Origin of the sequence: Stakelama saccharophila, from assembly GCF_032229225.1 — a bacterium.
Lineage (GTDB): Bacteria > Pseudomonadota > Alphaproteobacteria > Sphingomonadales > Sphingomonadaceae > Sphingomonas > Sphingomonas saccharophila.
In genome coordinates this window covers 1,113,697-1,139,282 of record NZ_CP135076.1, presented here as the reverse complement: position 1 = coordinate 1,139,282, position 25,586 = coordinate 1,113,697, and the positions used below count along the sequence as shown (strand labels likewise).

26 protein-coding genes and 1 pseudogene are annotated in these 25,586 nt (G+C 66.9%); 6 read left to right on the top strand and 21 right to left on the bottom strand.

Annotated features, from left to right (window positions below; translation table 11 throughout):
• Nucleotides 1-9 precede the first annotated feature (9 nt).
• The 13 genes and pseudogenes from RPR59_RS05265 to RPR59_RS05205 form a co-directional block, all read right to left on the bottom strand.
• Entirely contained in the window at nucleotides 10-2,010 is a 2,001-nt protein-coding gene (locus RPR59_RS05265) for a tetratricopeptide repeat protein (RefSeq protein WP_313917404.1), read from the bottom strand.
• A 199-nt stretch (nucleotides 2,011-2,209) separates the two neighbouring features.
• Nucleotides 2,210-2,569 (bottom strand): annotated as a pseudogene (locus RPR59_RS05260) (DUF3857 domain-containing protein); the annotation flags it as partial.
• Between the two features lie 317 nt (nucleotides 2,570-2,886).
• Nucleotides 2,887-4,827, bottom strand: coding sequence for an excinuclease ABC subunit UvrC (uvrC, locus tag RPR59_RS05255; protein ID WP_313917402.1), 1,941 nt, complete (start codon nucleotides 4,825-4,827; stop codon nucleotides 2,887-2,889).
• 68 nt (nucleotides 4,828-4,895) lie between these two features.
• On the bottom strand, nucleotides 4,896-5,264 hold the full coding sequence (locus RPR59_RS05250) for a hypothetical protein (protein WP_313917400.1): 369 nt from the start codon (nucleotides 5,262-5,264) through the stop codon (nucleotides 4,896-4,898).
• Between the two features lie 38 nt (nucleotides 5,265-5,302).
• On the bottom strand, nucleotides 5,303-5,623 hold the full coding sequence (locus tag RPR59_RS05245; protein ID WP_313917397.1) for a DMT family transporter: 321 nt from the start codon (nucleotides 5,621-5,623) through the stop codon (nucleotides 5,303-5,305).
• 194 nt (nucleotides 5,624-5,817) lie between these two features.
• Nucleotides 5,818-6,384, bottom strand: a complete 567-nt coding sequence (locus RPR59_RS05240) for a F0F1 ATP synthase subunit B family protein (RefSeq protein ID WP_313917394.1) — start codon at nucleotides 6,382-6,384, stop codon at nucleotides 5,818-5,820.
• Between the two features lie 7 nt (nucleotides 6,385-6,391).
• Nucleotides 6,392-6,874: a F0F1 ATP synthase subunit B family protein gene (locus RPR59_RS05235; RefSeq protein ID WP_313917392.1), complete on the bottom strand. Its 483-nt coding sequence runs from the start codon at nucleotides 6,872-6,874 to the stop codon at nucleotides 6,392-6,394.
• Between the two features lie 34 nt (nucleotides 6,875-6,908).
• Nucleotides 6,909-7,136: an ATP synthase F0 subunit C gene (gene atpE, locus RPR59_RS05230; protein ID WP_284054911.1), complete on the bottom strand. Its 228-nt coding sequence runs from the start codon at nucleotides 7,134-7,136 to the stop codon at nucleotides 6,909-6,911.
• Nucleotides 7,137-7,180: 44 nt separating this feature from the next.
• Nucleotides 7,181-7,936, bottom strand: coding sequence for a F0F1 ATP synthase subunit A (locus tag RPR59_RS05225; protein ID WP_313917387.1), 756 nt, complete (start codon nucleotides 7,934-7,936; stop codon nucleotides 7,181-7,183).
• Nucleotides 7,937-7,950: 14 nt separating this feature from the next.
• The gene (locus RPR59_RS05220; RefSeq protein WP_313917385.1) at nucleotides 7,951-8,262 is read right to left on the bottom strand and encodes an AtpZ/AtpI family protein; all 312 of its coding nucleotides are present in this window, start codon (nucleotides 8,260-8,262) and stop codon (nucleotides 7,951-7,953) included.
• Between the two features lie 220 nt (nucleotides 8,263-8,482).
• Nucleotides 8,483-8,869 carry a YdbL family probable chaperone protein gene (locus RPR59_RS05215; protein ID WP_313917383.1) on the bottom strand — a complete coding sequence of 129 codons (387 nt, stop codon included), beginning with the start codon at nucleotides 8,867-8,869 and terminating at the stop codon, nucleotides 8,483-8,485.
• 2 nt (nucleotides 8,870-8,871) lie between these two features.
• Nucleotides 8,872-9,039: a YnbE family lipoprotein gene (locus RPR59_RS05210; protein ID WP_313917381.1), complete on the bottom strand. Its 168-nt coding sequence runs from the start codon at nucleotides 9,037-9,039 to the stop codon at nucleotides 8,872-8,874.
• Nucleotides 9,040-9,104: 65 nt separating this feature from the next.
• Nucleotides 9,105-12,311, bottom strand: a complete 3,207-nt coding sequence (locus tag RPR59_RS05205; RefSeq protein ID WP_313917379.1) for an intermembrane phospholipid transport YdbH family protein — start codon at nucleotides 12,309-12,311, stop codon at nucleotides 9,105-9,107.
• Nucleotides 12,312-12,429: 118 nt separating this feature from the next.
• Here RPR59_RS05205 and radC point away from each other — a divergent pair, with 118 nt between their 5' ends.
• On the top strand, nucleotides 12,430-13,119 hold the full coding sequence (gene radC, locus RPR59_RS05200; RefSeq protein WP_313917377.1) for a RadC family protein: 690 nt from the start codon (nucleotides 12,430-12,432) through the stop codon (nucleotides 13,117-13,119).
• 348 nt (nucleotides 13,120-13,467) lie between these two features.
• Here the strand turns inward: radC and RPR59_RS05195 are convergent, their stop codons facing one another.
• Nucleotides 13,468-14,028, bottom strand: coding sequence for an EF-hand domain-containing protein (locus tag RPR59_RS05195; protein WP_313917375.1), 561 nt, complete (start codon nucleotides 14,026-14,028; stop codon nucleotides 13,468-13,470).
• Between the two features lie 251 nt (nucleotides 14,029-14,279).
• On the opposite strand from RPR59_RS05195, the gene purB reads away from it, so the two are divergent.
• The gene (gene purB, locus RPR59_RS05190) at nucleotides 14,280-15,590 is read left to right on the top strand and encodes an adenylosuccinate lyase (RefSeq protein ID WP_313917373.1); all 1,311 of its coding nucleotides are present in this window, start codon (nucleotides 14,280-14,282) and stop codon (nucleotides 15,588-15,590) included.
• Between the two features lie 192 nt (nucleotides 15,591-15,782).
• Here the strand turns inward: purB and dnaJ are convergent, their stop codons facing one another.
• Nucleotides 15,783-16,916: a molecular chaperone DnaJ gene (gene dnaJ / locus RPR59_RS05185; RefSeq protein WP_313918335.1), complete on the bottom strand. Its 1,134-nt coding sequence runs from the start codon at nucleotides 16,914-16,916 to the stop codon at nucleotides 15,783-15,785.
• A 103-nt stretch (nucleotides 16,917-17,019) separates the two neighbouring features.
• Nucleotides 17,020-18,939 (bottom strand): molecular chaperone DnaK, encoded by a 1,920-nt coding sequence (dnaK, locus tag RPR59_RS05180; RefSeq protein WP_313917370.1) that lies wholly within the window; start codon nucleotides 18,937-18,939, stop codon nucleotides 17,020-17,022.
• Nucleotides 18,940-19,103: 164 nt separating this feature from the next.
• On the opposite strand from dnaK, the gene RPR59_RS05175 reads away from it, so the two are divergent.
• On the top strand, nucleotides 19,104-19,556 hold the full coding sequence (locus RPR59_RS05175) for a copper chaperone PCu(A)C (RefSeq protein ID WP_313917368.1): 453 nt from the start codon (nucleotides 19,104-19,106) through the stop codon (nucleotides 19,554-19,556).
• Here the strand turns inward: RPR59_RS05175 and RPR59_RS05170 are convergent.
• Entirely contained in the window at nucleotides 19,550-20,494 is a 945-nt protein-coding gene (locus tag RPR59_RS05170; protein WP_313917366.1) for a CPBP family intramembrane glutamic endopeptidase, read from the bottom strand. The genes RPR59_RS05175 and RPR59_RS05170 overlap by 7 nt on opposite strands.
• 263 nt (nucleotides 20,495-20,757) lie before the next feature.
• Between RPR59_RS05170 and RPR59_RS05165 the strand changes: the two genes are divergently transcribed.
• Entirely contained in the window at nucleotides 20,758-21,285 is a 528-nt protein-coding gene (locus RPR59_RS05165) for an energy transducer TonB family protein (protein ID WP_313917364.1), read from the top strand.
• On the opposite strand, the gene RPR59_RS05160 is transcribed toward RPR59_RS05165, so the two are convergent.
• On the bottom strand, nucleotides 21,266-21,559 hold the full coding sequence (locus RPR59_RS05160; RefSeq protein ID WP_313917362.1) for a response regulator transcription factor: 294 nt from the start codon (nucleotides 21,557-21,559) through the stop codon (nucleotides 21,266-21,268). The genes RPR59_RS05165 and RPR59_RS05160 overlap by 20 nt on opposite strands.
• Before the next feature lie 125 nt (nucleotides 21,560-21,684).
• Between RPR59_RS05160 and RPR59_RS05155 the strand changes: the two genes are divergently transcribed.
• Nucleotides 21,685-22,149, top strand: a complete 465-nt coding sequence (locus RPR59_RS05155; RefSeq protein ID WP_313917360.1) for a vgr related protein — start codon at nucleotides 21,685-21,687, stop codon at nucleotides 22,147-22,149.
• A 13-nt stretch (nucleotides 22,150-22,162) separates the two neighbouring features.
• On the opposite strand, the gene RPR59_RS05150 is transcribed toward RPR59_RS05155, so the two are convergent.
• Nucleotides 22,163-22,777: a septal ring lytic transglycosylase RlpA family protein gene (locus tag RPR59_RS05150; RefSeq protein WP_313917358.1), complete on the bottom strand. Its 615-nt coding sequence runs from the start codon at nucleotides 22,775-22,777 to the stop codon at nucleotides 22,163-22,165.
• Nucleotides 22,778-22,866: 89 nt separating this feature from the next.
• On the opposite strand from RPR59_RS05150, the gene RPR59_RS05145 reads away from it, so the two are divergent.
• Nucleotides 22,867-24,849, top strand: a complete 1,983-nt coding sequence (locus tag RPR59_RS05145) for an FUSC family protein (protein WP_313917356.1) — start codon at nucleotides 22,867-22,869, stop codon at nucleotides 24,847-24,849.
• A gap of 148 nt (nucleotides 24,850-24,997) precedes the next feature.
• Here RPR59_RS05145 and RPR59_RS05140 read toward each other — a convergent pair whose 3' ends face one another.
• A complete protein-coding gene (locus RPR59_RS05140) occupies nucleotides 24,998-25,306 on the bottom strand; it encodes a hypothetical protein (RefSeq protein ID WP_313917354.1) in 309 nt (102 codons plus the stop codon).
• Nucleotides 25,307-25,312: 6 nt separating this feature from the next.
• A complete protein-coding gene (locus RPR59_RS05135; RefSeq protein ID WP_313917352.1) occupies nucleotides 25,313-25,522 on the bottom strand; it encodes a hypothetical protein in 210 nt (69 codons plus the stop codon).
• Nucleotides 25,523-25,586 lie beyond the last annotated feature (64 nt).

The following is a 25,586-nucleotide window of genomic DNA, read 5'->3' as shown; positions in this document are numbered from 1 at the left end:
GACCTTGAATCAGGGCTTCACGCCGTATTTGGCGTAGCGTTCGTCGATTCGCGGCGACATCAGCCGCGCCGCCGCCAGATCGGCCTCGCCCGCTTTCCTGTCGCCCTGCCGCAATTTGATGATCCCGCGCATGTACATGCTCGCGGGAAAGTCGGGCACCAGGTCGAGCGCGGCGTTGAGATCGGCCAGCGCGTCGTCGTAGCGATTCATCTTGAAATAGACCATCGCCCGGCTGTCGAGCTGTCCCGCGGGGGATTCGGCCAGCTCGATCGACTTGGTGCAATCCTTCAGCGCCGACGGCAGGTCGGTCGATGTCCTGCCCTTCACCCAGCATCGCTCGTTCAGGAGCTGCGTATTGCCGGGTTTCCTGGCGATCCGTTCGTCGATCGCGGCGATCGCGTCCTCCGGCCGGCCTGCCGTCGCCAGGATGTCGGCCTTCTGGGTGACGAGATTGTCCTTGTCGTCACCGCCCGACGCGATCCGTTCGTCGAGCAGCGCCACCGCCTTGTCGGTTTCCCCCATTTCGGAATAGACCGAGGCGAGCTGCATCGCGGCATTCGCATCGCCGGGCTTCAGCGCCTGCGCCGCCTCGATGTCCTTCAACGCCGCCTCGTGCTCGCCAAGGATCGAGTGCAGCCCGGCGCGCGCCAGATAATTGTCGGCGGTCGCGTTGCGCTCGATGACCGCGTCATAGTCGGCCAGCGCCCCCTTCCAGTCGTAGATGCCCCAGCGGAACCGCGCGCGGTTCAGGTAGGGCGGCGCCTCGTCCGGGTCGTTCGCAATCGCCTTGGCATAGGCGGCCTTCAGCGCGTCGAGACCGCCATCGGCCCGGTCCTTCTCGACCACCTGCCAATGCGCCGGATAGTCGGCGGGCGCGGTCCCGCGCAGCAGGTTCGCCTTCGCCTTGGCAAACGCCGCGCGCACGCTCGCAATGTCCGCCGGGGCGATTTCGCCGCCGCTCGAAAGGCTCTTCTCCTCGACCGTCATCACGCCGTTTTCGATGCTGGTGGTGCGGAGGAACTGCGTGTTGGCAATGTGTTCCGGCAGCGTCCGGTCGCCTTCGAAGGCGAATCCCTTGCCCTTGTCGGGCAATTTAACCGTCGTCCGCACGACCATGCTCGCCGGGCTGCCCAGATTGACCGGAAGGTCGCGCCAGTCCTGCCTGGCGCGGTCGACATCGAACGAGAATCCCGACACCGCATGGTCGAGATCCATCTGGTAGCGATTGTCCTTCTTGTCCCAGGGACTGCCGACGATTCCCGCAGCATGCACCGTCGCGATCGCGGCATCGGCGTCGTAATCGATCGAATGATCGGTCATCACCGCGTCGCCGACATAGTCGGAGATGATCGACTGGACCATCTGCTCGTTCTTGTCGTCGTCATTCTGCGTTTCGGCGGCATGGACCATATCGGCGATCGGACCGCGCAGCTTCACCGCGATCGCATAGACCGCCGGCAGGCCGAGCCCGGCCGACTGGTCGTAATCGATCGCCGCCTCGACCGCCGGACGCGCATCGGGGTGCAGTTCGATCGCGAGCAATCCCGATCCTTCGGTGCGCAGCGGCAGGACATGGTCGAAATCGGGCGTATCGGTCAGATCGGCGATCCGGTCGCCGGTGCGCGTCCCGTCGAGCCACAGCGTTTCTCCGCCGACCTGCGCGCGCACCAGCACATGGTCGAACGCCGCCGCGCTCGGCAGCCGCCTGCTGACGAGATCGCCGAGCTTGCTGCTGGCGAGCACCGGTTCGGCCTCGATCCCCATCTTGTGCAGCATCGCCAGCAGCAGCAACGACTTTGCCTTGCAGTCGCCATAGCGGAGCTGCCACGTCTTCGCGGGCGATTGCGGCGTGTAGTTGCCGCCGTCCATGCCCTTGAACAGATAGCGCACCTTGTCCTGCACCAGCCGCAACGCGGCCGCGGCGCGGACCTTGGGATCGCTGCTCGCCTTCTCGATCTTCGCCACCTCGCCCGCCAGGTCGCCGCCGTCGGCGATGGTGCCGTCGGTCATAAAGCGGCGCCATCACCCCGGACACCTGCGCCCAATCATCGAAGGTGCTGGCTTCCAGCAAGGGCACGCGATGGAAGCGCATCGGCGCGTCGTCCGGCATCTCCTTTTCCTTGGCCAGCGGCACCGGCATGTCGAGCACGTCATAGCCGTCCTTTTCCACCGGCTTGGCCTCTATCCCGTCAGCGAGCGACTTCCAGTGCAGGTCGAGCGTCTTCGGCCAGGACAGCCGCGTCCGCGCAAAGCGGATCGGCATCGGTTTTGCCATCATCGGCATCAACGCCTGCGCATTGCCGCCCAGCGCGTCGTCCTCGCGCGTGGTCGAAACGACCATGTGCAGCACGTCGCCGACGCGCAGCCCCTCGACCGTCATCGTCGCGGTCAGGACACCGTCCAGCATCAGCTTCTCCATCTGCTCCTCGCGGTGCAGGACGGAGAATTTCCCGCCCTTGGCGAGCAGGTCGATATGCTGGTCGCCGCGGATGATCTCGGCCTTGTGAACGATCAGGTCGCCCTGGTCGGGCTGCCACGGCAATTGCACGGTGCCCGCCTGGTTGAGCATCTGCATCGAATTGATGCGGATCGCGCTGTCGCGATATTCCCAGACCCTGCCGTCCTCGATCCGGTCCTGCTGATCGAAGGTCTGGAAGATCGGCGAATTGTCGTCGAGCGATGCCCCGTCGACCGGCGGCGCCGGCACGACCCAGTCGGGCGCGGGCGCATATTTGGGCGCATCGTCGGCCAGCGCCGCATGCGAAGTCGATACCAGCAGCAGCGCCGCCGCAACCCTGAGCTTCACGAACAATTCCCCCCGATGCGTTCGTCAGACAGCGTAGCGAAACCCTGCCGGGGGACAAGCGATTCGTGCGGCCAAGATGCTCAGCGCGCGTGATAAAAATCGTAAACCTGCTGCGCGACCGCGGTGCTGACGCCCGGCGCGCGCCGCAGATCCTCCAGGCTCGCGCCCCGCACCGCCCGCGCGGTGCCGAAATGCATCAGCAGCGCCTTCTTGCGCGCCGGGCCGATCCCCGGCACCTCGTCCAGGGGGCTTGCGCCCATCGCCTTTGCCCGCTTCTGCCGGTGCGCGCCGATGGCGAAGCGGTGGACCTCGTCGCGCAGCCGCTGGAGGTAGAACAGAACCGGCGAATTGGTCGGCAGCGTCAGCTCGCGCCCGTCCATCAGGTGAAACACCTCGCGCCCCTCGCGGCCGTGATGCGGCCCCTTGGCGACGCCGACCAGGCAGACATCCTCGATCCCCAGATCCTCCAGCACCTCGCGCGCGGCGTTGAGTTGTCCGCGCCCGCCGTCGATCAGCACCAGATCGGGCCAGTCGCCGGCATCGCGGTCGGGATCTTCCTTCAGCGCGCGGGCGAAGCGGCGCGCGAACACCTCGCGCATCATCGCGAAATCGTCGTCGGTCGCCGCCTGCCTGATGTTGAACTTCCGGTACTGGTTCTTGCGGAACCCTTCCGGCCCCGCGACGACCATCGCGCCCAGCGCATTGGTGCCCTGGATATGACTGTTGTCGTAGATTTCGATCCGGTCGGGCGGCTCGGCAAGCTCGAACAATTCGGCGACTTCGCGCAGCAGTTTCGCCTGTGTCGTCGATTCGGCCAGCCGCCGGTCGAGCGCCTCCTCGGCGTTGCGCTTCGCCTGGTCGAGCAGCCGCTTGCGCGCGCCGCGCTGCGGCACCGACAGCGCGACCTTGTACCCCGCGCGCTCGCCCAGCGCCTCGCCGAGCAGTTCGCGCTCCGCAAGCGTGCGGTCGAGCAGGATCGTTCTCGGCGGCGGCACCTGTTCGTAGAACTGGGTGAGGAAGCTCGCCATCACCTCGTCTTCCGGCACGTCGTTGGTATGCGCGGGAAAGAAGCTGCGATGCCCCCAATTCTGGCCGCCGCGGATGAAAAAGGCCTGGATGCCGATCGTGCCTTGCCTGGCGCCGAGCGCAAAGATGTCGGCATCGCCCACGCCCTCGGCATTGATCGCCTGGCTGCCCTGGATGAAGGTCAGCGCGCGCAGCCGGTCGCGCAGGATCGCCGCCAGCTCGAAATCGAGCGCTTCGCTCGCCGCCTCCATCTGCGCGCCGAGCTTCGCCTGCACCTCGGTCGATTTGCCGGCGAGGAAATCCTTCGCGTCGCGCACCAGCTCGGTATACTCCTCCTCGCCGATCCGCCCGACGCACGGCGCCGAACAGCGCTTGATCTGATAGAGCAGGCAGGGCCGGTCGCGATTGCTGAAGAAGCTGTCGGTGCAGCTCCTGAGCAGAAACAGCTTTTGCAGCGCGTTGAGCGTGCGGTTGACCGATCCCGCGCTGGCGAACGGTCCGTAATAATTGCCCTTCGCGCGCCGCGCGCCGCGATGCTTCTGGATGCGCGGGAAATCGTGATCGGCGCGCAGCAGGATGAACGGGAACGACTTATCGTCGCGCAGCAGGACGTTATAGGCGGGGCGGTAGCGCTTGATGAGCTGCGCTTCGAGCAGCAGTGCCTCGGCCTCATTGTTGGTCGTGACGATCGTCATGCTGCGCGTCTGCGCGACCATGCGCTGCAACCGCCTGGGCAGGCGACTGACCTGGGTGTAATTGTTCACCCGGTTCTTCAGTGCGCGCGCCTTGCCGACATAGAGCACGTCGCCGCGCGCATCGTGCATCCGGTACACGCCCGGCCGCGCCGGCAGCGTCTTCAATACGTTGCGGATCGCCGCAACCCCCGCCTCCAGGTCCGGCTTGCCGACGCCGCGCACGGTATAGGTCTGCTTTTCCTCGTTGAAACGCGACGAGGCATTGGGAAGGTCGGGGCGGTCGGCTTTGCTGCGCGGCATGGACGCTAATGTAGGAAGGAAACCGGCGTCGTCACGCCGTTTCCCTTATTCGTCTGCAAAGTCCGGGTTCAGCGGCTTTCGCCGTCGCGCGCACCCGTTCCGATCGCGTGCAGATCCTTGCCGACCTTCGTCAGCAGTTCGTCTGTCAACTGCCCGCCGGTCTTCGGCTGCAACTCGTGCAGGCTCATATCCTTGAAATCGTCGAAATTCTCGTCGGAACTCAGACCCGGCATATCCTTGTCCAGCACGGCCTTGGCGCGCGGGTCGGCGACGAGCACCCGGATCGGCGTATCGAGGTCGAACCCGGCTTCCGAAGCCTTGGCCTCGGCCTTGACTTCGGCCTGCATCGCGCTCTGATCGTCGGGGATCGCTTGCGCGGCAAGGGCGGGGCCGCCCGAAACGGAAAGAAGGGCGGCGGCTGCAGCGGCAAATCGCATCATGTCACTCATTCGGTCGGGACCGCTCGCCGGGTGGCTCACCCTTGTGCGGTCAATTTCATTCCAACGATGCCCACTACCGTAACAGCCATGAACATGGCCTGCACGGGGGAAATCTTGTCCCCGAAAAGGACGACGCCGCCGATGATGACGCCGATCGCGCCCAGCCCCGTCCAGATCGCATAGGCCGTGCCGGCGGGAATGCCGCGCATCGCGAGGGCGAGCAGCCCCATGTTCACGAAGGACAGAATGATCGGCACGGACGAGGCCTGCCACGTCGCCTGCATCGCCGCCCATTTCAGGCTGAGCGCCCAGCAGATTTCGGTGAACACCGCGATGAAGAGGATGGCCCATGCCATGGATTTCGTCTCCTGACACGGGCTCGAAAACCGTCACAGCGCCGGAAACCCGTAAAGAGACGCTGCAAAAAATTCCTCCCCTGCAAGGGGGAGGTGGCGGCCCGAAGGGTCGACGGAGGGGTGTGGCCATCGGCGGGAACGCCTCTCACCATGCTTCGCATGGTCCCCCTCCCCTTACCGGGGAGGATTCGCGATCAATTGAGGCGGTTCAGGCCCGCGATTGTCCGGTCGACCAGCGCCCGGTCGGCGTCGGTGCCGTGCTTTTCGGCAATGATCCGGCCGGCAGCGGCGGTCGCCGCCTCCACCGCCTTGGCGCGGACGTCGGCGATCGCCTGCCGCTCGGACGCGGCGATCTTGTCCTCGGCCATCTTGGCGCGGCGCTCGGTCAGTTCGGCCGCATCCGTTTCCGCCTTGGCGAGCATGGCCTTGGCCTCTTCCTGGGCGTGCGCGACGATCGCCTCGGCATCGCCCGCGCTCGCGGCGTGACGCGCCTTGGCATCGGCCAGCAGCGCCTCGGCTTCGGCCCGGATCGCCTTGGCCTCGTCCAGCTCCCGCCTGGTTTGGGCGATCTTGTCGTCCAGCGCCCTGGTCAGCTTCTGCGGGAACTTGAACACCGTCGCGGCAAGGATCAGGAAGATCGTGATGCCGACATAGACCCAGCCCTCGGCGCTGAGGCCGAGCATGGTGGGGCCGTGCTCGCCATGCGCCACGGCGCCGTCGGCTTCGGTGGTCGCGACTATGTGTCCGGTTTCGGCCGTCATTGCTTCCTCAAGCCAGCGCCGCGCGCGCCGCCGAATGGGCCTCGGCCTCGGCGGGGCGGGTGCCGGTCAGTTTTTCGACGATGGATGCCGCCGCGTCGGCCGCGACCGCCTCGATCTCGCCCACGGCACGGTTGCGCGCTTCGTCGAGCGACGCCTCGGCGGCTTCCATCTTTTCGTTGAGCACGGCGTTCGACCTGGCGAGTTCCGCCTCGATCGTCTTGGCGGCCGCCTGCCGTGCCTCGGCCAGCCGCGCGCGCGCCCGCTCCTGCGCGGATGCGACGCCGGCTTCATATTCGGCCTGCATCGAATCGGCATCCGCCTTCGCCCGCTGGGCCGAATCGAGGTCGCCCATGACCTTGTTCTCACGGGCGTCGATCGTGCGGCCCAGGCGCGGCAGCGTCGTCTGCACGATCACGAAATACAGAATCGCGAACGCAACGACCAGCCACACCATCTGGGGCAGGAAATTTGCCGGTTCAAACTGAGGCATGGGTCAGACCTCTATCCTTCGGTTCTCGCCCGCCTCAGCCCGCGAAGGCGAGGTAGAGCGCGACGACCGCGGCGATCAGGCCCAGCGCCTCGACCACGGCGAAGCCCAGGAACAGACGGCCGGCGATGCGCGGCTCGGCGTCCGGATTGCGGAATGCGCCGAGGACGTGCGAACCGAAGATGTAGCCCACGCCGATGCCGGCGAGACCCGCACCCATCGCCGCAAGGCCGGCGCCGATATATTTTGCTGCTTCTGCGTCCATTTTCGATACCCTTTTCGTGACGTCGGTTAGTGGAAACCAGGAAATTAGTGAAGATTGATCGCGTCGTTCAAATAAATTGACGCAAGGAGCGCGAACACATAGGCCTGGATCAGCGCGATCAGCAGTTCAAGCGCCGACAGCGCCACATTCACGCCCAGCGGAACGATGCCGAAGACATAGGGCAGCGCCCCGAACGATCCGAGCGACACGACGAAGGTGCCGAACACCTTCAGCAGGACGTGCCCCGCGGTCATGTTCGCGAACAGCCGGATGGCGAGCGTGAACGGACGTACCAAGAAGCTGACCACCTCGATCGGCATGATGAACAGCGCCAGCGGCCAGGCCATGCCCTTGGGCCAGAAGAAGGTGAGGAAACGCAGGCCGTGATTGATCAGGCCGACGAGCACGACGATCGCGAACACGATCAGCGCGAGCGCAAGCGTCACCGCGATATGGCTGGTCGGCGTGAACGACCCCACCCACGGGATCAGGCCCAGCAGGTTGCAGGCCAGCACGAACACGAAGACGGAGAAGATCAGCGGGACATAGGCCTTGCCCTTCGGCCCGACATTCTCGTCGACCACGCCGACGACGAAGTCATAGACATATTCGAGCGCGGCCTGCCAGCGGCCGGGCACGAGCTGCGGCTTCATCGTGCCGACGACGAGAAACACCGCGATCACCCCCAGCGCGATCAGCATCCACAAGGCGGAATTGGTGAAGGACACGTCCTGACCGAGCACGCTGATCGGGTGCAGCGTCTTGATCGCGAACTGTTCCATCGGATTGTTGGCGGACATGGGTCGTTATGGCCCTATTGTTCGTCGTTGGTGAAATCGGTGTCGAACTGCTTCGACGTGGTGAACGCACGGCGCAGCCCGGCGGCAAAGCCCAGGGCGAGGAACACGATCATCAGCCAGGGCGCGGTATTCAGCCATTTGTCGAGCAACAGGCCGATGACCGCGCCGACGATGACCGCCCCGACGAACTCGATTCCGACCGCCCAGCCGCGGGTTTCCGCGTTTCCTTCGGCGGCGGTGTGCGTGCGGCCATGGCGCTGCTTCGCCTTTGCCTCGGCGATGCGCTTTTCCAGGTCGTCCGGTCCGTTCTGGCGCTCGTCAGCCAACGTTCGCATTCCTGATATGAAAAAAGCCGCCGCGGCGAGGCGGCGACAACATTCATCGCGGGGATCTCCCCTCGACGCCGTAACCGTTTAGAAAGGGCGGAAAGCCAAGTCAACCGGCAGGCGCTTCACCGCCGCAACGCGGCGCCTTGCCGCTACGGCCGCCGGACCCGCGCGGTTCAACCGACGATTCGCGGGCTGGCGGGCGGAAATCGCCCCGGCGTCAGACGCAGCGGGAATCGCGCTCCGGCGCGCCGCTGCCGCGTTCTTTCCATGCGCCGCCCGGCGTCATGTACATCTCGCCCGGCTTGGTCCGCTCGATCAGGTTGCAGCCGGCGACGAACGCACGCTGCTCCACCGTGCCGCCGCCCTGTTCGGCCTGCTTGGTGTAGACCGCCTTGCGCTGGATGTTGATGCTGCTGACGATCTTCTGCAACTCGGGCGTGGGCGCGCCGACGATACCGACATAGCCGTCCGGTTTCTCGCCGATCTTTCCGGCCGCGCGCGCCTGGGCATAGGCCGGATTGCGCTGGGCATAGGCCGACGTCGCCATGCCGCCGACGGCGGATGCGGCGGCCAGGCCGATAATGATGTGTTTCGCGATGCGCATGATCAGAAAATCCCCGGATGGTCCTGGATGAGGTCCTTCGCGTCCTGGTCAAGACGATAGACCACTTCCTGCGTGATGTTGATGTTCAGATTGATCTCGATCGGCTTTTTCGGCGCGTTCACGGTCACGCACGCGCTCAGCAAAGCCGGGCCGGCGATGAACGCGGCCATCGATATCGGTCTCCACATGGCGCCGACCGTTGCCCGGCCGAGGCGATTTTTCAACATTATCTCGATCATGGCATGGCCTCGCTTTCGGTGGGCTGAACGGCTCCATCGTCGTTTTCGGACGACGGTCCGGCTGTGTTTTTAGGGTCTTGCGCCTGATTTTTCTGCTCTTCGATCAGGCTGGGCAGATTGCGTTCGATCAGGCGCTCGGGCTCGTAATAGGACTGGACCGAATCGATCAACTGCCGGAACGGCGCCTTGATGCGGATGTTGAAGCGCAGCGGCAGCTTCGCCAGCCGGTCGACGATGAAATTGCCCTCCGCCCCCTCGCCCTGATGCACGCCGGCGAAACGGATGCGCGTCACCATCTCGCCCGCCAGCGGCCCGTCCAGCGTGACGGTGAGCGAATCGTAGCGGATCGACTTCAGTGCATTAAACGCCAGGTTGCCCCAGGTGCCGAGATCCTCTTCGCTGACTTCCCCGATATAAGCGAGCGTCCCGCCCGCGCGCGTTTCGAGATGCCCGTCGACGATCCGGCCGCCGGATTCGTCGAATACCATCGGCAGCACGCCGTCGAAGGTGCCGGTTGCGTTGATATTGTCGAAGTCGAACTGCTGCAGGAACTGCGCCGCTTCCACGCCGCGCAGGCGGAAGGTCAGGCGCCGCTGCTGCTTCTCGCCGAAATCGAGCACGGTCGGCTCCAGGATCAGCGTTCCCCCGGCGAACGGCCATTCCCCGCCCTCGATCCGCACCCGCTCGCTGTCCAGCACCTGATAATGGATGACGCCGCCAATGGCGGCGATGCCGGGGTTCACCTCGGCAATCGTCGCAAGCTGGTCGGGCGCCGTCTTCAGGTTCAGCAGATCGGTGAAGTGAATCGTCGTCGACAACCCGGTGACGGTGCCGAACGCGGCGGACAGGTCGGTCCCCGTCGTTGCGAACGTGCCCGTGCTGGTGACGTCCTCGCTCGTCCACTCGATCCGCCCCTTGCCGGAGACAGCGCCGCGCACGTCCGCGATCACGCCGAAGGTCAGCCGGGTGAGCCTTTCGGGTTGGAAATCCTCGTCGAAGGCAATCCCCGGCACGTCCAGCACGGCATGGCCGGTTCCGGTGCCCAGGTCGTGCGCGATCGTGACGTCGCTCACCTTCACCCCGCCCTCCGGCGTCTTCAGCGTGCCGGCGGCGTCGATCCGGTTGCCGTCCAGCGTGAAGTGGAAATCGTCGCTCGCCAATTGCTCGAAACGGGGGTCCTCGGCCGCATCGTCCACCTTCAGGGCGCCGTCGAGCGTCAGGACGCCGTCCGCCAGCCGCCATGCGCCCGCAGCGTCGGACATCAGCAGGGGGACGCTCCCGATCTGTCCGCTCCCATCCGAAAAGCGCCCCGCGACGTCGCCGTCTCCCACGCGGCCGGTCAGGTCGGCCGCGATCCGCGTCACGCTTTCCCCGCCGATCCGCGCCGCGACATTCTGCAACCGGAACCCGTTGTCGGTCAGGCGGAATTCGGAGGCATCCGCCGTCAGCGCGAGTGGTGTTCCGCCGATGCGCCCGGTCAGGTCCGCATTCGCGATTTGCGCGCCGCCGCGCACGCCGGCGCCGGTGATGCGCAACAACGCCGCATCCTCGGGACACAGGGCCAGGCGCGTCGCGTCCAGCTCCAGCCCCGACACGGCCAGCCGGTCGAAGGACAGCGGCACGCAGGTGCGATTGATCACCAGCCGGCCGCCCCCGTTCCACCGGGCCGATACCGGCATCGTCAGGCCGGAGACGCGCCCGTCCGGGCCGATCGGACCGCTGATCGTCGCGCGCGTGGTGAAGCGGGTCGACCCGTCCGCCGCCGCCTCGAAATCGACCGGCGTCAGGGCCAGGCGGGCGCCGTCCGCGGCATAGGGCCGGAAGAGCGCCGTGCCCCTCACCGGCGCGCCCGCGCGCGCCTGATGCAGCCGGATCGCCGCCTCCGGCAGGTCGCCGCCGGCAAAGGCCAGCATTCCGTCGAGGGTCAGCCCCGCATCAGGCCAGCGATAGCGGATGCCGGTGCCGCCCGACAGCGTCGCGCGGGCGCCGCTCCGCGCCGTCATCGTCATCCGCGACACGCCGATGTGACCGCCTTCGTCTGTCTGCTCGGCGGAAAGTTCGGCCCGCACGTCCATTGCGCGCCCCGCGAGCACTGCGGCACGGACCAGCTTGTCGACGAGCGGGCCCGCCGGCGTACCATCGGCCGCCCCCGCCAGCCCGGCGACGCGCTGGATGGTCGCGCGCGACAGGGCGACGCCGCCGCCGTGCACGGCGCCGCCGAACCGGTTGCCCTTGGTCCCGGCGGCATAGCGCCCCGCGATCCGTGTCTCGCCGGCGTGCAGCCCTTCGCCCGCCAAGGCGTCGGAGGCCAACTCGACCGTCCCCGTCGTGCGTTCCGGTCCGCCCTCGAAGGTCACGGTGCCGCGCACGCGGTCCGCCGTCGCCGCCGCCACATCCGCCTTCGCGATCGTCAGGTCCGCACTGCCCTTCCACCGGTCGAGCGCCTCGCCCAGCGTGGCGTCGAGCGCCAGCGCCGGGTGGCTTGCCGCAGCGCCCTCGCACTGCGCCGCGGCGGCGCGCACCGGCCCTTCCAGGCTCGGCCGGCCGTCGCCGATCGTGACGTGTACGGCGGCGGCCAGTCGCTCGACAGTGCAGCCCGCGACGGCGAGTTCGGGCGCAACGGCGGCCAGCGTGCCGGAAAACCCGTCGTCCAGCTTGCCGGTGCCCGCGACCTTCAGCCCGACCACGCCATAAGGCGTGTCCAGCCGCATCCTGGCATCCTCGACCGCGACATTCAGGCTCGGCAGCGCAAAGGGCTTGCCCGTCGGCGGCGGCAGCAGGCGATCGATCGCGCCCAGCTTCAACTGTCCGTCGACCAGCCGCCCGCGCAGCCGCACATGGCCGGCGCGCAAGGCGGTGACGCTCGCCCCGCGAAGCGAGATGTCGGTCGACACCTCCACCCAGTCGGCGACGAGATCGGGATGATCCGGATCGCCGATCACCACGTCGGTCAGGCGCTGGCGGCTGAGCCCCAGATCGGCGATATGATAACGCGCCGGCACACCGCGCCTGGCCAGTTCGTCGCGCACGATCCGGTCGGCGATCGGTTTGCGCTGGAGCCAGACCCCGGCCAGCACGATGGTCAGGAACAGCGCGATCAGCAACAGGATCCGGACCGCCCGCGACGGCTTTCGGACCGGGCGTGCGAACGGCTCCGCGGCGCCGTCCTCCGCCTCCTGTGCCGCCGTAGCGTCGTCCTCCACGCAATCCCCTTATCTGTCGCGACCGCTTGTCCGCCGAAACGACAAAGCCTTACCGGCAGCGTGCTCGCACGAAAAGCCCGGCTTCGTTGCACGAAAGACCCGGCTGGCTTAATCGAGCATGACCATGGGGGGACAGGCGACCGATCATCAAGGGCATCGCGCCCGGTTGCGCCAGCGTCTGCTGGAACGCGGCAACGACGCGCTGCTCGATCACGAGCTGGTGGAATATCTGCTGGCGCTCGCCATTCCGCGCCGGGATACGAAGCCGCTGGCCAAGGCGCTGCTCACCGAATTCGGCGGCATCGGCGGGCTGCTGTCGGCCGATCCGCAGGCGATCGCGCGCGTGCCCGGCATGGGCGACAGCGCCACCGCCGCGATCAAGATCGCCCATGCCGCCGCCATCCGCCTGGTCCAGGCGCGCGTCGCCGACCGGCCGGTCCTGAGCAACTGGCAGGCGCTGCTCGATTATCTGCGCGCCGACATGGCGCACCATCCGATCGAGCGGGTGCGGGTGCTGCACCTCAACACCCGCAACATGCTGATCCAGGACGAAGTAATGGGCGAAGGGTCTATCGACGAGGCGCCGGTCCATGTGCGCGAGGTGATCCGCCGCGCCATCGATTTCGGCTCCGCCGCGATCATCCTGGTCCACAACCATCCCTCCGGCGATCCCTCGCCCAGCCGCGCCGACATCGAACTGACGCGTGCCGTGCTGGAGGCGGGAAAGCGCCTCGGCATCGCCGTGCACGACCATGTCATCATCGGCACCGAGGGTCATGTCAGCCTGCGCGCCCAGGGCCTGCTCTAGCGGCAGGTCCGACCAACTCCGAACGCCGCTCCCTTGTGCTCCCGCGAAGGCGGAAGCCCAGCCTGGGTCCCCGCCTTCGCGGGGACACAAGACGCCTTCGCCTCCAGGATGCCTCTGCGAAAGGCACGAAATGGAAACCTCTTTCGTCATGCTGAACGTGTTTCAGCATCCACTTGGCTGCAATATCAAATGCTTAGACTGAGCGGCTCGGTGGACCCCGGCCTTCGCCGGGGTGACGAGAATGGGTTTCGCAGAGGCATCCCTCCAGGATCGAGGATCATAGCAACCGGCACACGCAAAACGGCCGCCGGGAAGGCCGGCGGCCGCCTGCGACCCGAACGGTCGGCCTTACCTGGCCGAACCCGCCAGGAATGTCGTAAGCTCGGTCTTGCTCACGCCGCCGTCATGGTCGGCATCGGCCTGAGCATAGGCCTGCGTCATCCATTGCTGGCTGGACGCCGCACTGGGATCGAAGCCGGGCTCGCTGGTCGAACGCAGCGACGCCATCCAGTTGTTGAATTCGGCGGCATTCAGATCGCCCGAACCGTCGGCGTCATAGGTGCCGAACTGCGAATCGATCATCGCACCGACCTGGTCGGCCGTCGTACCGCCCTGGCTCTGCGTGTCCGCGCCGGTCGTGACACCGGTGCTGTCCTGCGTGGTGCCATCCTGCACCACTCCATCCTCGCCGGTGCTGTCCTGCGCGGACATGTCGCCCTGGGTGGCGGTGTCGACGCCGGTCTCGGTCGATTGCGTCGTATCGGCCGACGGATCGGCCGGCGGCGTTTGCGGCGCGCCCTGCGACATCGTGTCGGCCGCCGGGCTATCCTGCCCCTCGGCCGGCACATTCTGGGCCGATGCCGGCGCCGAAATCATCATCGCGCCCGCAAGAAGAGCATATTTCAACATCGTCAATCTCCTGGTCATCTTTCACGAAAGCCGAAAATGACGCATCGATTTAACCGATACTTCTATTTCGGCTCGACTACGGAACATCAACGATGGATTGCATCTATCTATTCTTCTACTTGTCATAAAATCGTGCCGCTTCGTCGTGATGCGTGCCGATCGTGCGACGAACGGAGGCGCCGGTCGCGATTGAAGCCTTCGCCGGGCGGTGCTAGCGCGCCTTCACCCCGAACTCCTTACAGGAAATCCGAATGGTTCCCCGCTACGCCCGCCCCGACATGACCGCGATCTGGTCGCCCGAATCCAAATACGCGATCTGGTTCGAAATCGAAGCGCATGCGACGCAGGCGCTCGCCGATCTGGGCGTGGTGCCGCAATCGGCGGCCGGGGCGCTGTGGGACTGGTGGGCGACCGGGCCGCAGATCGACGTCGATGCGATCGACGCGGTCGAGGCGGTGACCAAGCACGATGTCATCGCCTTCCTGACCTGGGTCGCCGAACAGGTCGGCGACGAAGCGCGTTTCATGCACCAGGGCATGACCAGTTCGGACGTGCTCGACACCTGTCTCGCGGTACAGCTTGCGCGCGCCGCCGACATCCTGCTCGCCGATCTCGATACGCTGCTCGCAACGCTCAAGCGCCGCGCCGAGGAGCATAAATACACCCCCACCATCGGCCGCAGCCACGGCATCCACGCCGAACCCGTCACCTTCGGCCTGAAGATGGCGCAAGCCCATGCCGAGTTCGCGCGTAACCGCGACCGGCTGAAGGCCGCGCGCGCCGATGTCGCGACCTGCGCGATCTCCGGCGCGGTCGGCACCTTCGCCAATATTGACCCGCGCGTCGAAGCCCATGTCGCCGAAAAACTCGGTCTCACCGTCGAGCCGGTGTCGACGCAGGTCATTCCGCGCGATCGCCACGCGATGTTCTTTGCCACATTGGGCGTCATCGCCTCGTCAATCGAGCGCCTCTCGGTCGAGGTCCGCCACCTCCAGCGCACCGAGGTGTTGGAGGCGGAGGAATATTTCTCGCCTGGTCAGAAGGGCTCGTCGGCGATGCCGCACAAGCGCAACCCCGTGCTGACCGAGAATCTCACCGGCCTTGCCCGCATGGTGCGCGGCTATGTCACGCCCGCGCTCGAAAATGTCGCGCTGTGGCACGAACGCGACATCTCGCACTCCTCGGTCGAGCGTTATATCGGCCCCGATGCGACGATCACGCTCGACTTCGCGCTCGCGCGGCTGAACGGGGTGATGGACAAGCTCGTCGTCTATCCGGCGCGCATGCAGAAGAATCTGGATCGCATGGGCGGCCTCGTCCATTCGCAGCGCGTACTCCTCGCTTTGACCCAGGCCGGCGTCAGCCGGGAGGACGCGTACAAGCTCGTCCAGCGCAACGCGATGAAGGTCTGGGAATCGGATGGCGCGCTGTCGCTGCTCGATCTGCTGAAGGCCGACGAAGCGGTGACCGCCGCCCTCCCGCCGGCGGAGATCGAAGCCCGATTCGACCTCGACTATCATTTCAAGCACGTCGATGTGATCTTCGACCGGGTGTTCGCCTGAACGCTGCGCATGAGGCGGATTCCCTTGCCCCGATCGGCATCGGTCGGATCGCCTCCAGGCCCGCGCCGAACGCGTGTCCGGTATTCGCCGGAACGACGCGATAGCGCGACTCCGGTCTACGACATCCGGTAAAAAAAAGGGGCGCGGAAGCCTTCGCCTCCGCGCCGCTTTCGCTTCGGCGGGAAAGCGGCCTCAGCCGCTCATCGCCTGCTTGATCTTGGAAAAGAAGCCGTCCGCCTGCGGACATTCCTCGCCGGTTTCCGTCTCGCGGAACGCCTCGAGCAGTTCGCGCTGCTTCGCCGACAGCTTGCGCGGCGTCTCGACTTCCAGATGCACCACCATGTCGCCGCGGCCGCGCCCCTGCAGCACGGGCATGCCCGCGCCGCGCTTGCGGATTTCGCGGCCCGATTGCGTGCCCGCCGGAATCTTGATGACGTGGTCCTCGCCGTCGAGGCCGGGGATCGCGATCTCGCCCCCCAGCGCCGCGGTGGTGAAGCTGATCGGCGCCCTGGCGTGCAGCGTCGTGCCGCTGCGCTCAAACAGGGAATGCCGCTTGACGTGCAGGAAGATATAGAGGTCGCCCGACGGCGCACCGCGCGCGCCGGCCTCGCCCTCGCCCGACAGCCGGATGCGCGTGCCGTCGTCCACGCCCGGCGGGATGTTGACGGTCAGCGTCTTGGTCTGGTCGACGCGTCCCTCGCCCCGGCAATCGGGGCACGGATCGGCGATGATCTGGCCCGCCCCGTGGCAGTTGGGACATGCCCGCTCCACCACGAAAAAGCCCTGCTGCGCCCGCACCGCGCCCGCGCCACCACAGGTCGGACAGGTCTGCGCCCCCGTCCCCGGCCGCGCGCCGGAGCCGTCACATGTGTCGCAGATGCCGGAAACATCGACGGTGATCTCGGTGGAATCGCCGTGGAATGCCGTGTCCAGGCTGATTTCCATGTCATAGCGCAGATCGGCGCCGCGCCGCTGTTGCCGGCGGCCTCCGCCGGCGCGGCCGCCGCCCATGAACTCGCCGAACACGCTTTCGAAGATGTCGCTGAACGCGCCGAAATCCTGCGCGCCGCCGCCTGCGCCGCCACCGCCCATGCCCTGCTTGAACGCGGCATGGCCGAACCGGTCGTACGCGGCCCGCTTCTGCGGGTCCTTCAGAACCTCATAGGCTTCGCTGACGGCCTTGAATTTCGCCTCGGAATCGGGGCAGCCGCCATTCTTGTCCGGATGATATTTCATCGCGAGCTTGCGATAGGCGGATTTGATCGTCGCCTGGTCGGCGCCCCGCTCACAGCCCAGCAATTCGTAATAATCGACTTCAGTCATAATACCCCGCCCGGAAGCGCCCCTCGACTTCGCTCGGGACGAACGGGAGGAGGAGAGTCCCCGTCCCGTTCGGTTCGAGCGAAGTCGAGAACCGCTTCACGGCCTCTTACGACTTGTCGTCGTCATTCACTTCGGAGAACTCGGCATCGACGACTTCCTCGTCGCCGCCTTCGCTCCCCGCGGCCGCGCCATCGGTCGCGCCTTCGGCGCCGCCCTCGGCCTGCTGCTTCTCATAGATCGCCTGGCCCAGCTTCATCGCCACCTGGGCGAGCGCTTCCGACTTCGTCTTCATCTCGTCGGGATCGTTGCCTTCGACCGCGGTCTTGGCCTCGGCGATCGCCGCCTCGATCTCGGACTTGAGGCCCGCATCGACCTTGTCGCCATTGTCGGCGAGCTGGCGCTCGGTGGTGTGGATCAGGCTCTCGGCGTTGTTCTTCGCCTCGGCGCCCTCACGCCGCTTCTTGTCCTCTTCGGCGAACTTCTCGGCGTCCTGCACCATCTGCTCGATGTCGGAATCCGACAGACCGCCGGAGGCCTGGATGCGGATCTGCTGTTCCTTGCCGGTGCCCTTGTCCTTGGCCGACACGTTGACGATGCCGTTGGCGTCGATGTCGAACGTGACCTCGATCTGCGGCACGCCGCGCGGCGCGGGCGGAATGCCGACCAGGTCGAACTGGCCGAGCAGCTTGTTGTCCGCCGCCATTTCGCGTTCGCCCTGGAACACGCGGATCGTCACCGCCTGCTGGTTGTCGTCGGCGGTCGAATAGGTCTGCGACTTCTTGGTCGGGATCGTCGTGTTGCGATCGATCATCCGGGTGAACACACCGCCCAGCGTCTCGATGCCGAGGCTCAGCGGCGTCACGTCCAGCAGCAGCACGTCCTTGACGTCGCCCTGCAGCACGCCCGCCTGGATGGCGGCGCCGATCGCCACGACCTCGTCCGGGTTGACGCCGACATGCGGTTCCTTGCCGAAATAGTCCTTCACGACCGAACGGACCTTGGGCATGCGCGTCATGCCGCCGACCATCACGACCTCGTCGACCTCGCTCGCCTTGACGCCGGCATCGGCCAGCGCCTTCTTGCACGGGTCGAGCGTGCGCTGGATCAGGTCCTCGACCAGCTTTTCCAGGTCCGAACGGCTGATCGTCTTGACCAGGTGCTTCGGACCGTTCTGATCGGCGGTGATGAACGGCAGGTTGACCTCGGTCGACTGCGCCGAGGACAACTCGATCTTCGCCTTTTCGGCGGCTTCCTTCAGCCGCTGCAGCGCCAGCTTGTCCTTGGTCAGGTCGATGCCTTCGGCCTTCTTGAATTCGTCGGCGAGGAACTGGACGACCTTGGAGTCGAAATCCTCACCGCCCAGGAAGGTGTCGCCGTTGGTCGCCTTCACCTCGAACACGCCGTCGCCGACCTCCAGGATCGAGATGTCGAACGTGCCGCCGCCAAGGTCATAGACCGCGATCGTCTTGTTCTCGTTCTTGTCGAGACCGTAAGCGAGCGCGGCCGCCGTCGGCTCGTTGATGATGCGCAGGACTTCCAGCCCCGCGATCTTGCCGGCGTCCTTGGTCGCCTGGCGCTGCGCGTCGTTGAAATAGGCCGGCACGGTGATCACCGCCTGCTCGACCGTTTCGCCCAGATAGCTCTCGGCGGTTTCCTTCATCTTCTGCAGGATGAAGGCGCTGATCTGCGACGGCGAATAATCCTCGCCGCCCGCCTTGACCCAGGCGTCGCCATTGCCGCCCTTGACGATGGTATAGGGCACCAGTTCGGTGTCCTTCTTCGTCACGGGATCGTCATAGCGGCGGCCGATCAGGCGCTTCACCGCGAACACCGTGTTATCGGGATTGGTCACCGCCTGGCGCTTGGCCGGCTGGCCGATGAGCCGCTCGCCATCCTTGGCGAATGCGACGATCGAAGGCGTGGTGCGCGCGCCTTCCGCGTTTTCGATCACCTTGGGCTTGCCGCCCTCCATCACTGCGACGCAGCTATTGGTGGTGCCGAGATCGATACCGATTACTTTAGCCATAGTCCCTCTTGTGGCCCCCGGTTGAAACAAAAATGTCCGTGACGCGCCCCGAAATCGCGGCGCGCCATGATGTCAGGGGGCGATATAGGTGGGGTAATTCTTGCCGCAAGATCGCACCGCCGTTACTGACCGGCAGATCATTCCCAAAACGGGAGATACCCCCCTTGCCCCGCCTTCCCGCCCTGTTCGCCCTCGCCCTCGCCCTCGCGGCCTGCCACCGGCAACCGGAAGAGGTTCGCGCCGGCGATGCGTGGCTGCGCCTTCCCGCGGTGGCCGATCGGCCGGGCGCCGCCTATTTCAAGGTTACCGGCGATGCGCGGGACCATGTCCTGGTCAATGTCAGCACGCCGGTCGCGCGGCGCACCGAATTGCACGAAAGCATGAAGACGGGCGAAGGCGCCGCCGCCATGTCGACGATGAAACCCATCGACAACGTGCCGCTGCCGCCCGGCGGCACGATCCGCTTCGCGCCCGGCGGCAAGCACGTCATGCTGTTCGGCCTGGAAAAGGGCCTGCATGCCGGGGACCGGGTGCGGCTGGTGCTGGGCTTCGGCGACGGCACCGATCTGGAGACGGAGGCGAAGATCGTCGGCCCCGCCGACCCCGCGCCTTATTGACCGGTTCGCGGCGCAGGCGCGGGCAGCCGGCCCCGCCGCACCGCCAGCCACAACAGCGCCGCCCCCACGCCGCAACCGACGATCAACCCGGCAAGCGATGCTTCCGGCCCGAATGCGCCGCCCGACAGCCATTCCGGCGCCCCTTCCCTCGCCTGCGTCAGAAGCGGCCCGCCGGCAAAGCCGCCGGTGCCCGAAACCGCCGCGCCGAACAGCCAGCCTTGCGTGAAGTTCCAGCCGGCATGCACGCCGACCGACACCCAGGCGCGCCCCGTCAGGATATAGAAGGTGGCGAGCATCACGCCCGCTTCCACCGCGATGCACAGCGCCGCGAACCAGCTCGCATTCGGGTTGGACAGGTGCACCAGCCCGAAGACGAAGGCGGAGATGCCCAGCGCCCACCACGGGCCGAAGGCGCGCCACAGCAGCCGGAACATGATCAGGCGAAAGGCCAGTTCCTCCCATGCGCCCGACTGCACCGAAAGGCCGATCGCGCCCCAGATACCGGTTACCGGCTGGGCGGATATATCGACCCAGCCGCCCAGGCCGAGAATGGCGACCGCGATCGCCATCATCCCCGCGCCCACGGCCAGCCCGCCCGGCAGTTCATGCCATGCCGGCCGCAGCGCGAGTTCGCTCGCGCGCCGATCCTCGCCCAGCCGAACGACCAGCGCATATCCGGCCAGGCTGGCGACCGCACCCAGCGCGAGCCCGAACGCCGCGGCCAGCCCGCCGGGCTCCTGAATCGATCGCATCATGATGTCGGGGGAAAAGGGCTGCTCCAGAATCGCCGCCATGATCCGGAACCCGATCGCGGCGAAGATCCCGAACAACAGGATCGACCCCAGCCAGAGCGTCAGCATCCAGCCGAGACTACGCAACCAGCGCAGCTTCCCCGCCTGCAACACCCGTTTTTCGCCCAAGGCTATCGCTTGCGTCACCCGTCCCCCCAAATCTTTCCGGCACCATAGCGGGTGCCGGCCGATCCTCGTCCGTCTCCGGCCGCAGCGCAAGGCCTCGCACGGCAGGTTGAAGAACTCGTGAACCGCTCGCGCCACCGGCCCGTGCGCCACCCCATGATTTCATTATCCGGTTCCTGCGACTGCCCGCCCGTCCCGAAACGGGACATAATGGCGCCGGCGCCGGAGTTGCGCCCAATCCCGCAGAGCGGGTCGCCTCTGCCGTTTCAGGAAAGGTAGCCCCGATGAAAACCCTGACAGCCGCGATTTCCGTCGCCGTCCTGGCGACGATGTCCGCCACACCCGCCCCCGCGCGACAGGCCGGCCAGGCTCCCCCGCGCCAAAGCGTGCTGGTGACCGCACCGCAACCAATCGGACTGACCCAGTGGGACCGCATCGTCCAACGTCGGCTGAGCGCGAAGATCCGCTATCCCCGCATCCTGCTCAACATGCCGGGGCGGACCGGCATTGCGCGCGTGAAATTCAACTGTTCCGAATCCGGCCGGCCGGTCAACGTCGCGCTTTCCGAAGGTTCCGGCAACCGGATGCTCGACAACGCCGCCCTCAGCGCCGTGAGGCGGATCGACACGCTGCACCCGCTACCTGCGGGTTTGCCCACCGATCAGCGGTTCGAAGCGATCATCCTGTTCGCCGACACGCCGGCCGATCCGCGCTTCAGGGCGATCGAGCGCGAGCGCCTCGCCCGCAACGCCTGGTACCGGGAGCCCGTGCAACTCGGCAGTCGTCACCCGTTCAGTGGCGGTACCGACTGACGGAACCGTCGATCGCCTCGTCGTGCTCCAGGCAAAGCCCCTGGTGCACGGCGAGCGCGACGAGGTGGCAGCGATTGGTCGCACCCAGCTTCAGCCGCATGCGGGCGACATAGGCCTCGACCGTCTGCGGCCGGATGCCCAGCCGCAATGCGATCTCCTTCGACGACCGGCCGATACAGACCTCGGCCAGGACATCGCGCTCGCGCGCCGTCAGATGGCTTGTTTCCAATTGTTCGATCATCGTCCGTGCCTTCGCCCAAGCGCACCGTCCCATCGCATTCCCCTTTTACCACGATCCTCGGGCCCGGGCGCGCACTCTGCGGCAAAGCGAGTGTATTAATCGACCGACACGCAGCGGGGTTGCCTATCCCTCGATTGCTGGCATGACGAGCGGCGATGATGCCCGATTACCGCCCGCTCACCGCCGGAGAGGCGTCGCTCGCCCGTTCGATCTTCGGCGGCGCGATCGATTACGAGCGGGTGCGGATCGCCAACCGCAAATGGGCCTTCTTTCAGCCGCGCAACGTCACCATGGCGCCGACCGGCACCATTCACTTCCACCCGCGGGGCGATCGCTACCGCATGGATTTCGCGCAGGCCGGCCCGGCGCTGCAGGGCCTGTTCGTGCACGAGATGACGCATATCTGGCAGACGCAGGCGCGCGGTCGCTTCTACCTGCCGCTGATGCGACACCCCTTCTGCCGCTACGACTACACCCTCGTTCCCGGCCGCCCGTTCGACGGCTACGGCCTCGAACAGCAGGCCGAAATCGTCCGTCACGCCTTTCTGCTGCGCGGCGGCGTCGCCGTTCCGGATGCGCCGGACGCGGCAGCGCTGGAGGAACTCCTGCCCTTCCGGACCTGACGCGCGGCTCTGCTTACGGCGCCTCGACCAGCCCTGCCCGGACGCCGGCGGCGAGCTGCGTGCGCAGATTGCGCAGGATCGGGTCCGGCACGCGCGGCCGCTCGGCCGCCGGGTCGCCCTCGCGCAGGCGTTCGCGATCGCTTTCGGGCGGTTCCACGCGGCGCACCCGCACCGGCGCGGTGCCCGCGCGCAGCATTCCCAGTTCCTGCGCCGCGCCGCGCGACAGGTCGAGGATGCGACCGCGCGCGAACGGCCCGCGGTCGTTGATCCGCACCACGATCCGCTTGCCGGTGTCGAGATTCGTCACCTCGACATAGGTCGGCAGGGGCAGCGTCTTGTGCGCGGCGGTTATCCAGTTCGGCCGGAACTTCTCGCCATTGGCGGTCATGTCGCCGGATTCGCCGCCATACCAGCTTGCATAGCCCAGCACGTCGTAATCCGGGTCGATTTTGGGCGTATAGACCTTGCCGCGCACGGTATAGGCGTTGCCGATCTTCACCGGCAGGTCGCTGACCGGCTTGTAATCGCGTCCGGCACAGGCCGACACCAGCAGCAACGCCGCGCCGGCGGCCGTGCGGCGCCTGAACGCCCGCCATTTCCTCCGCTGAAGAACACCCACCCCGGTCATGCGCCCTCGCTACCGGGTCCGCCGGCGCGATGCCAGCGTGCATATCGGCCCTATGGCACGAACCACCGTCCGGGCTATGAGCGGTCATCGTGCCCACGCTGCTCACCCTTTTCGTCAACGCGCTGCCGCCGCCGGCCCGGCGGCGCCTGGTGCGGGCCGATCCCGGTATGCTGCGGACCGCACGCGCCACGCGCGCGATGTTCGCCTTCCTCCTGACGCTGGCCGGCGCGCTGCTGGTCGGTCGAATCGGCGGCGCACCGGTCACTTCCTTCCTGATCGGCTTTCCCGTCACCGTCTTCTGCTGCGCCGCGATCGGCGATGACGAGACGCGGGCGCGGGCCGGCAAGATCGCGGCGCTGGCGGCGGCGGCCGGGATCAGTTTCACCGTGTCCGCGTTCATCCATACGCCGTGGATCAACCACGCCGTCTTCGTGCTGGTCATCGGCGCTGCGGCCTATATGCGCCAATATGGCGGGCCGTGGATTCCGGTCGGCCTCGCCGCCAATGTCAGTTATTTCTTCGGCGCCTTCCTGAAGCCCGATCCGACGACGCTGCACTGGCAATGGGCGGGCGTGGTGATCGGCGCGGCCTCGGCGCTCGTCATCCACCAGCTCGTCGTGCCGCATCGGCCGTGGCGGCGGATGCGCTGGTCGGCCGCTGCGATCCGCATGCGCCTGGCGGACCTGCTGCGCGTCGCCGCCGCGCTGGAGGCGCCGGGCGAAAGCCTGGCCGTGCGCAAGGCGCTGCGCCGCGTCGCCGACGCCGTGACCATTGCCGAAACCGAGCTGGAGAATCTCGACGGCGGCCGCCTCGCCCACCGCCCGCTCGCCGAGGCGCTGATCCGCGCGCTCGTGCTCGCCGAACGGCTGGCGCTGCAGACGAAGGGGGTGATCGGCGCGGGGCTGCACAGCGATCAGCGTCAGGCCGCCACGCGCCTCGCCGCCGCGCTGACGGCCAATGCGCCGCTACCGCGCGAAGGCGACCTCGCCGACCTCGCCGATGCGGTCGACGAACTCGAAGGGGCGCTACGCCTGCCGCCCGATCACGACGCCGCGCGCTCGGTCGCGCCACCGGCGACGCCGCCCACCGCCGCCATTCTGCGTCCCGCCGTCCAGTCCGCCGCCGCCGCCGCGCTCGCCATCGCCGGCGGCGCCGCGCTCTCGCCCGACCGCTGGTATTGGGCGGTGATCACCGTGTTCGTGATGTTCACCGGCACCTTTTCGCGCGGGCAGGCATTGATGAAGTCGCTTCAGCGCACCTTCGGCACGCTCGCCGGCATCCTCGTCGCCATGGGGATCGTCTGGCTGCTTCACGGCGACACCCGCGCGGCGCTCGTGCTGATGCCGATCGCGATCTTCTGCGTCTTCTACGCCTTCATCCAGGCCTATACCTGGATGGCCTTCTGGATCACGGTCGTCGTCGGCCTGCTGTTTTCGGTCACCGGCCGGTTCAGCGATCAGTTGATGGTGCTCAGGCTGGAGGAAACGGCGATCGGCGCCGCCGCCGGCGTCATCGTCGCGACACTGGTCCTGCCGCGCCGCACCGATGTCCATGCCCGCGACCAGTTCAACGCGCTGGCGGAGGCCGTCGGCAAGGTCATCGACGAAGCGCTTCCCGGCGGCGCGCTCAACCGCCTGACGCTCACCGCCGCGATCCATGATTTCGAGGGCAAGCTCGCCAGCCTGCGCGATGCGATCGAACCATTGCGTCTCGTACCGCTCAGCCGCGCCACCGAACAGCGCAGCCGCCTCCACCGCCAGCTTGTCCTGACCAGCTACTGGGTGCATGAAGTGGCGCTCGCCGCGCGCCACCTCGACAGCGCCGGCGTGGCCCGGGCGCCCGCCCCCGCGATCGAAGCGGCAACGGCGCTCAAGGAACGGCTGGCGCGGCTCCGCGATGCCGGCCACCGACCCGATGCGACCGCACCGCCCCGCGACAACCCGCCCCAGCGCGAGCCGTCCGACCCCGCCCGCGCGCTGGAAGCCGCGTGCCACGGCGTCGCCGAAGCCCTCACCGCCGCCGCCCGCCTCCTCACCGACCGCAGCCAGCAGACCCGCGCGTTCCGGTTCTGAGGTCCCGGATAGAATTTCTCGCGAAGAATTCCGGGGCGCACGCCTCCCCGATCCGCGCCCGACGGGCGATGCTTCAGGGCATTTCCCGGCACGGTGGAGTCGTGTTCCTGCGAAAGGGCGATCCACCCGACCGGGAAATAGCCTGAGTTCAGCCGCCGGTTTCGATGCGCGCCGTCAGGGCGGCGATCTGGCGGTCGCGTTCTTCGATCGCCGCTGCCAGCTCGCCGACTTCGATGCGCAGACGCATCATTTCCGAATGATAATGGTCACGGTCGGCCGCGATGCGATGCACGCGTTCGAGCGCGTCGGCATATTCCCTGCGAAAGGCCTGCGAGTCCGCGAGCGCCTCCAGCAGAGCACGATTCTGCCTTTGCAGTCCGCTACGGTTCAGCCGTTCCTTGATCTTTTCGCCGGCGACGATCTTGACCAGCCAGCCAAGGATTTCGCCGCCGCTCACGGCGGATCAGGCCTTGGCCTGGCTGCGCAACTCTTCACCTTCGGCATCCAGCCGTTTGATCGTGTCGATCAGCGTGATCGCCATCGCGCGTTCTTCCGCCAGCGCCCGATCGAGGTCATCGACGGTCGAGCGGAACCGGGCGAATTCGGCCGCGGCCGAATCGCCTTGCGCTTCGCCGCTATCCGCTTCGGCGGCGGCGACTGCTTCACTGCTCATCCGCTGTCTCCTTGCGCATCAAATAATCCGAACGCGCCTGCAATTCAACGAAGATGGCGATTTG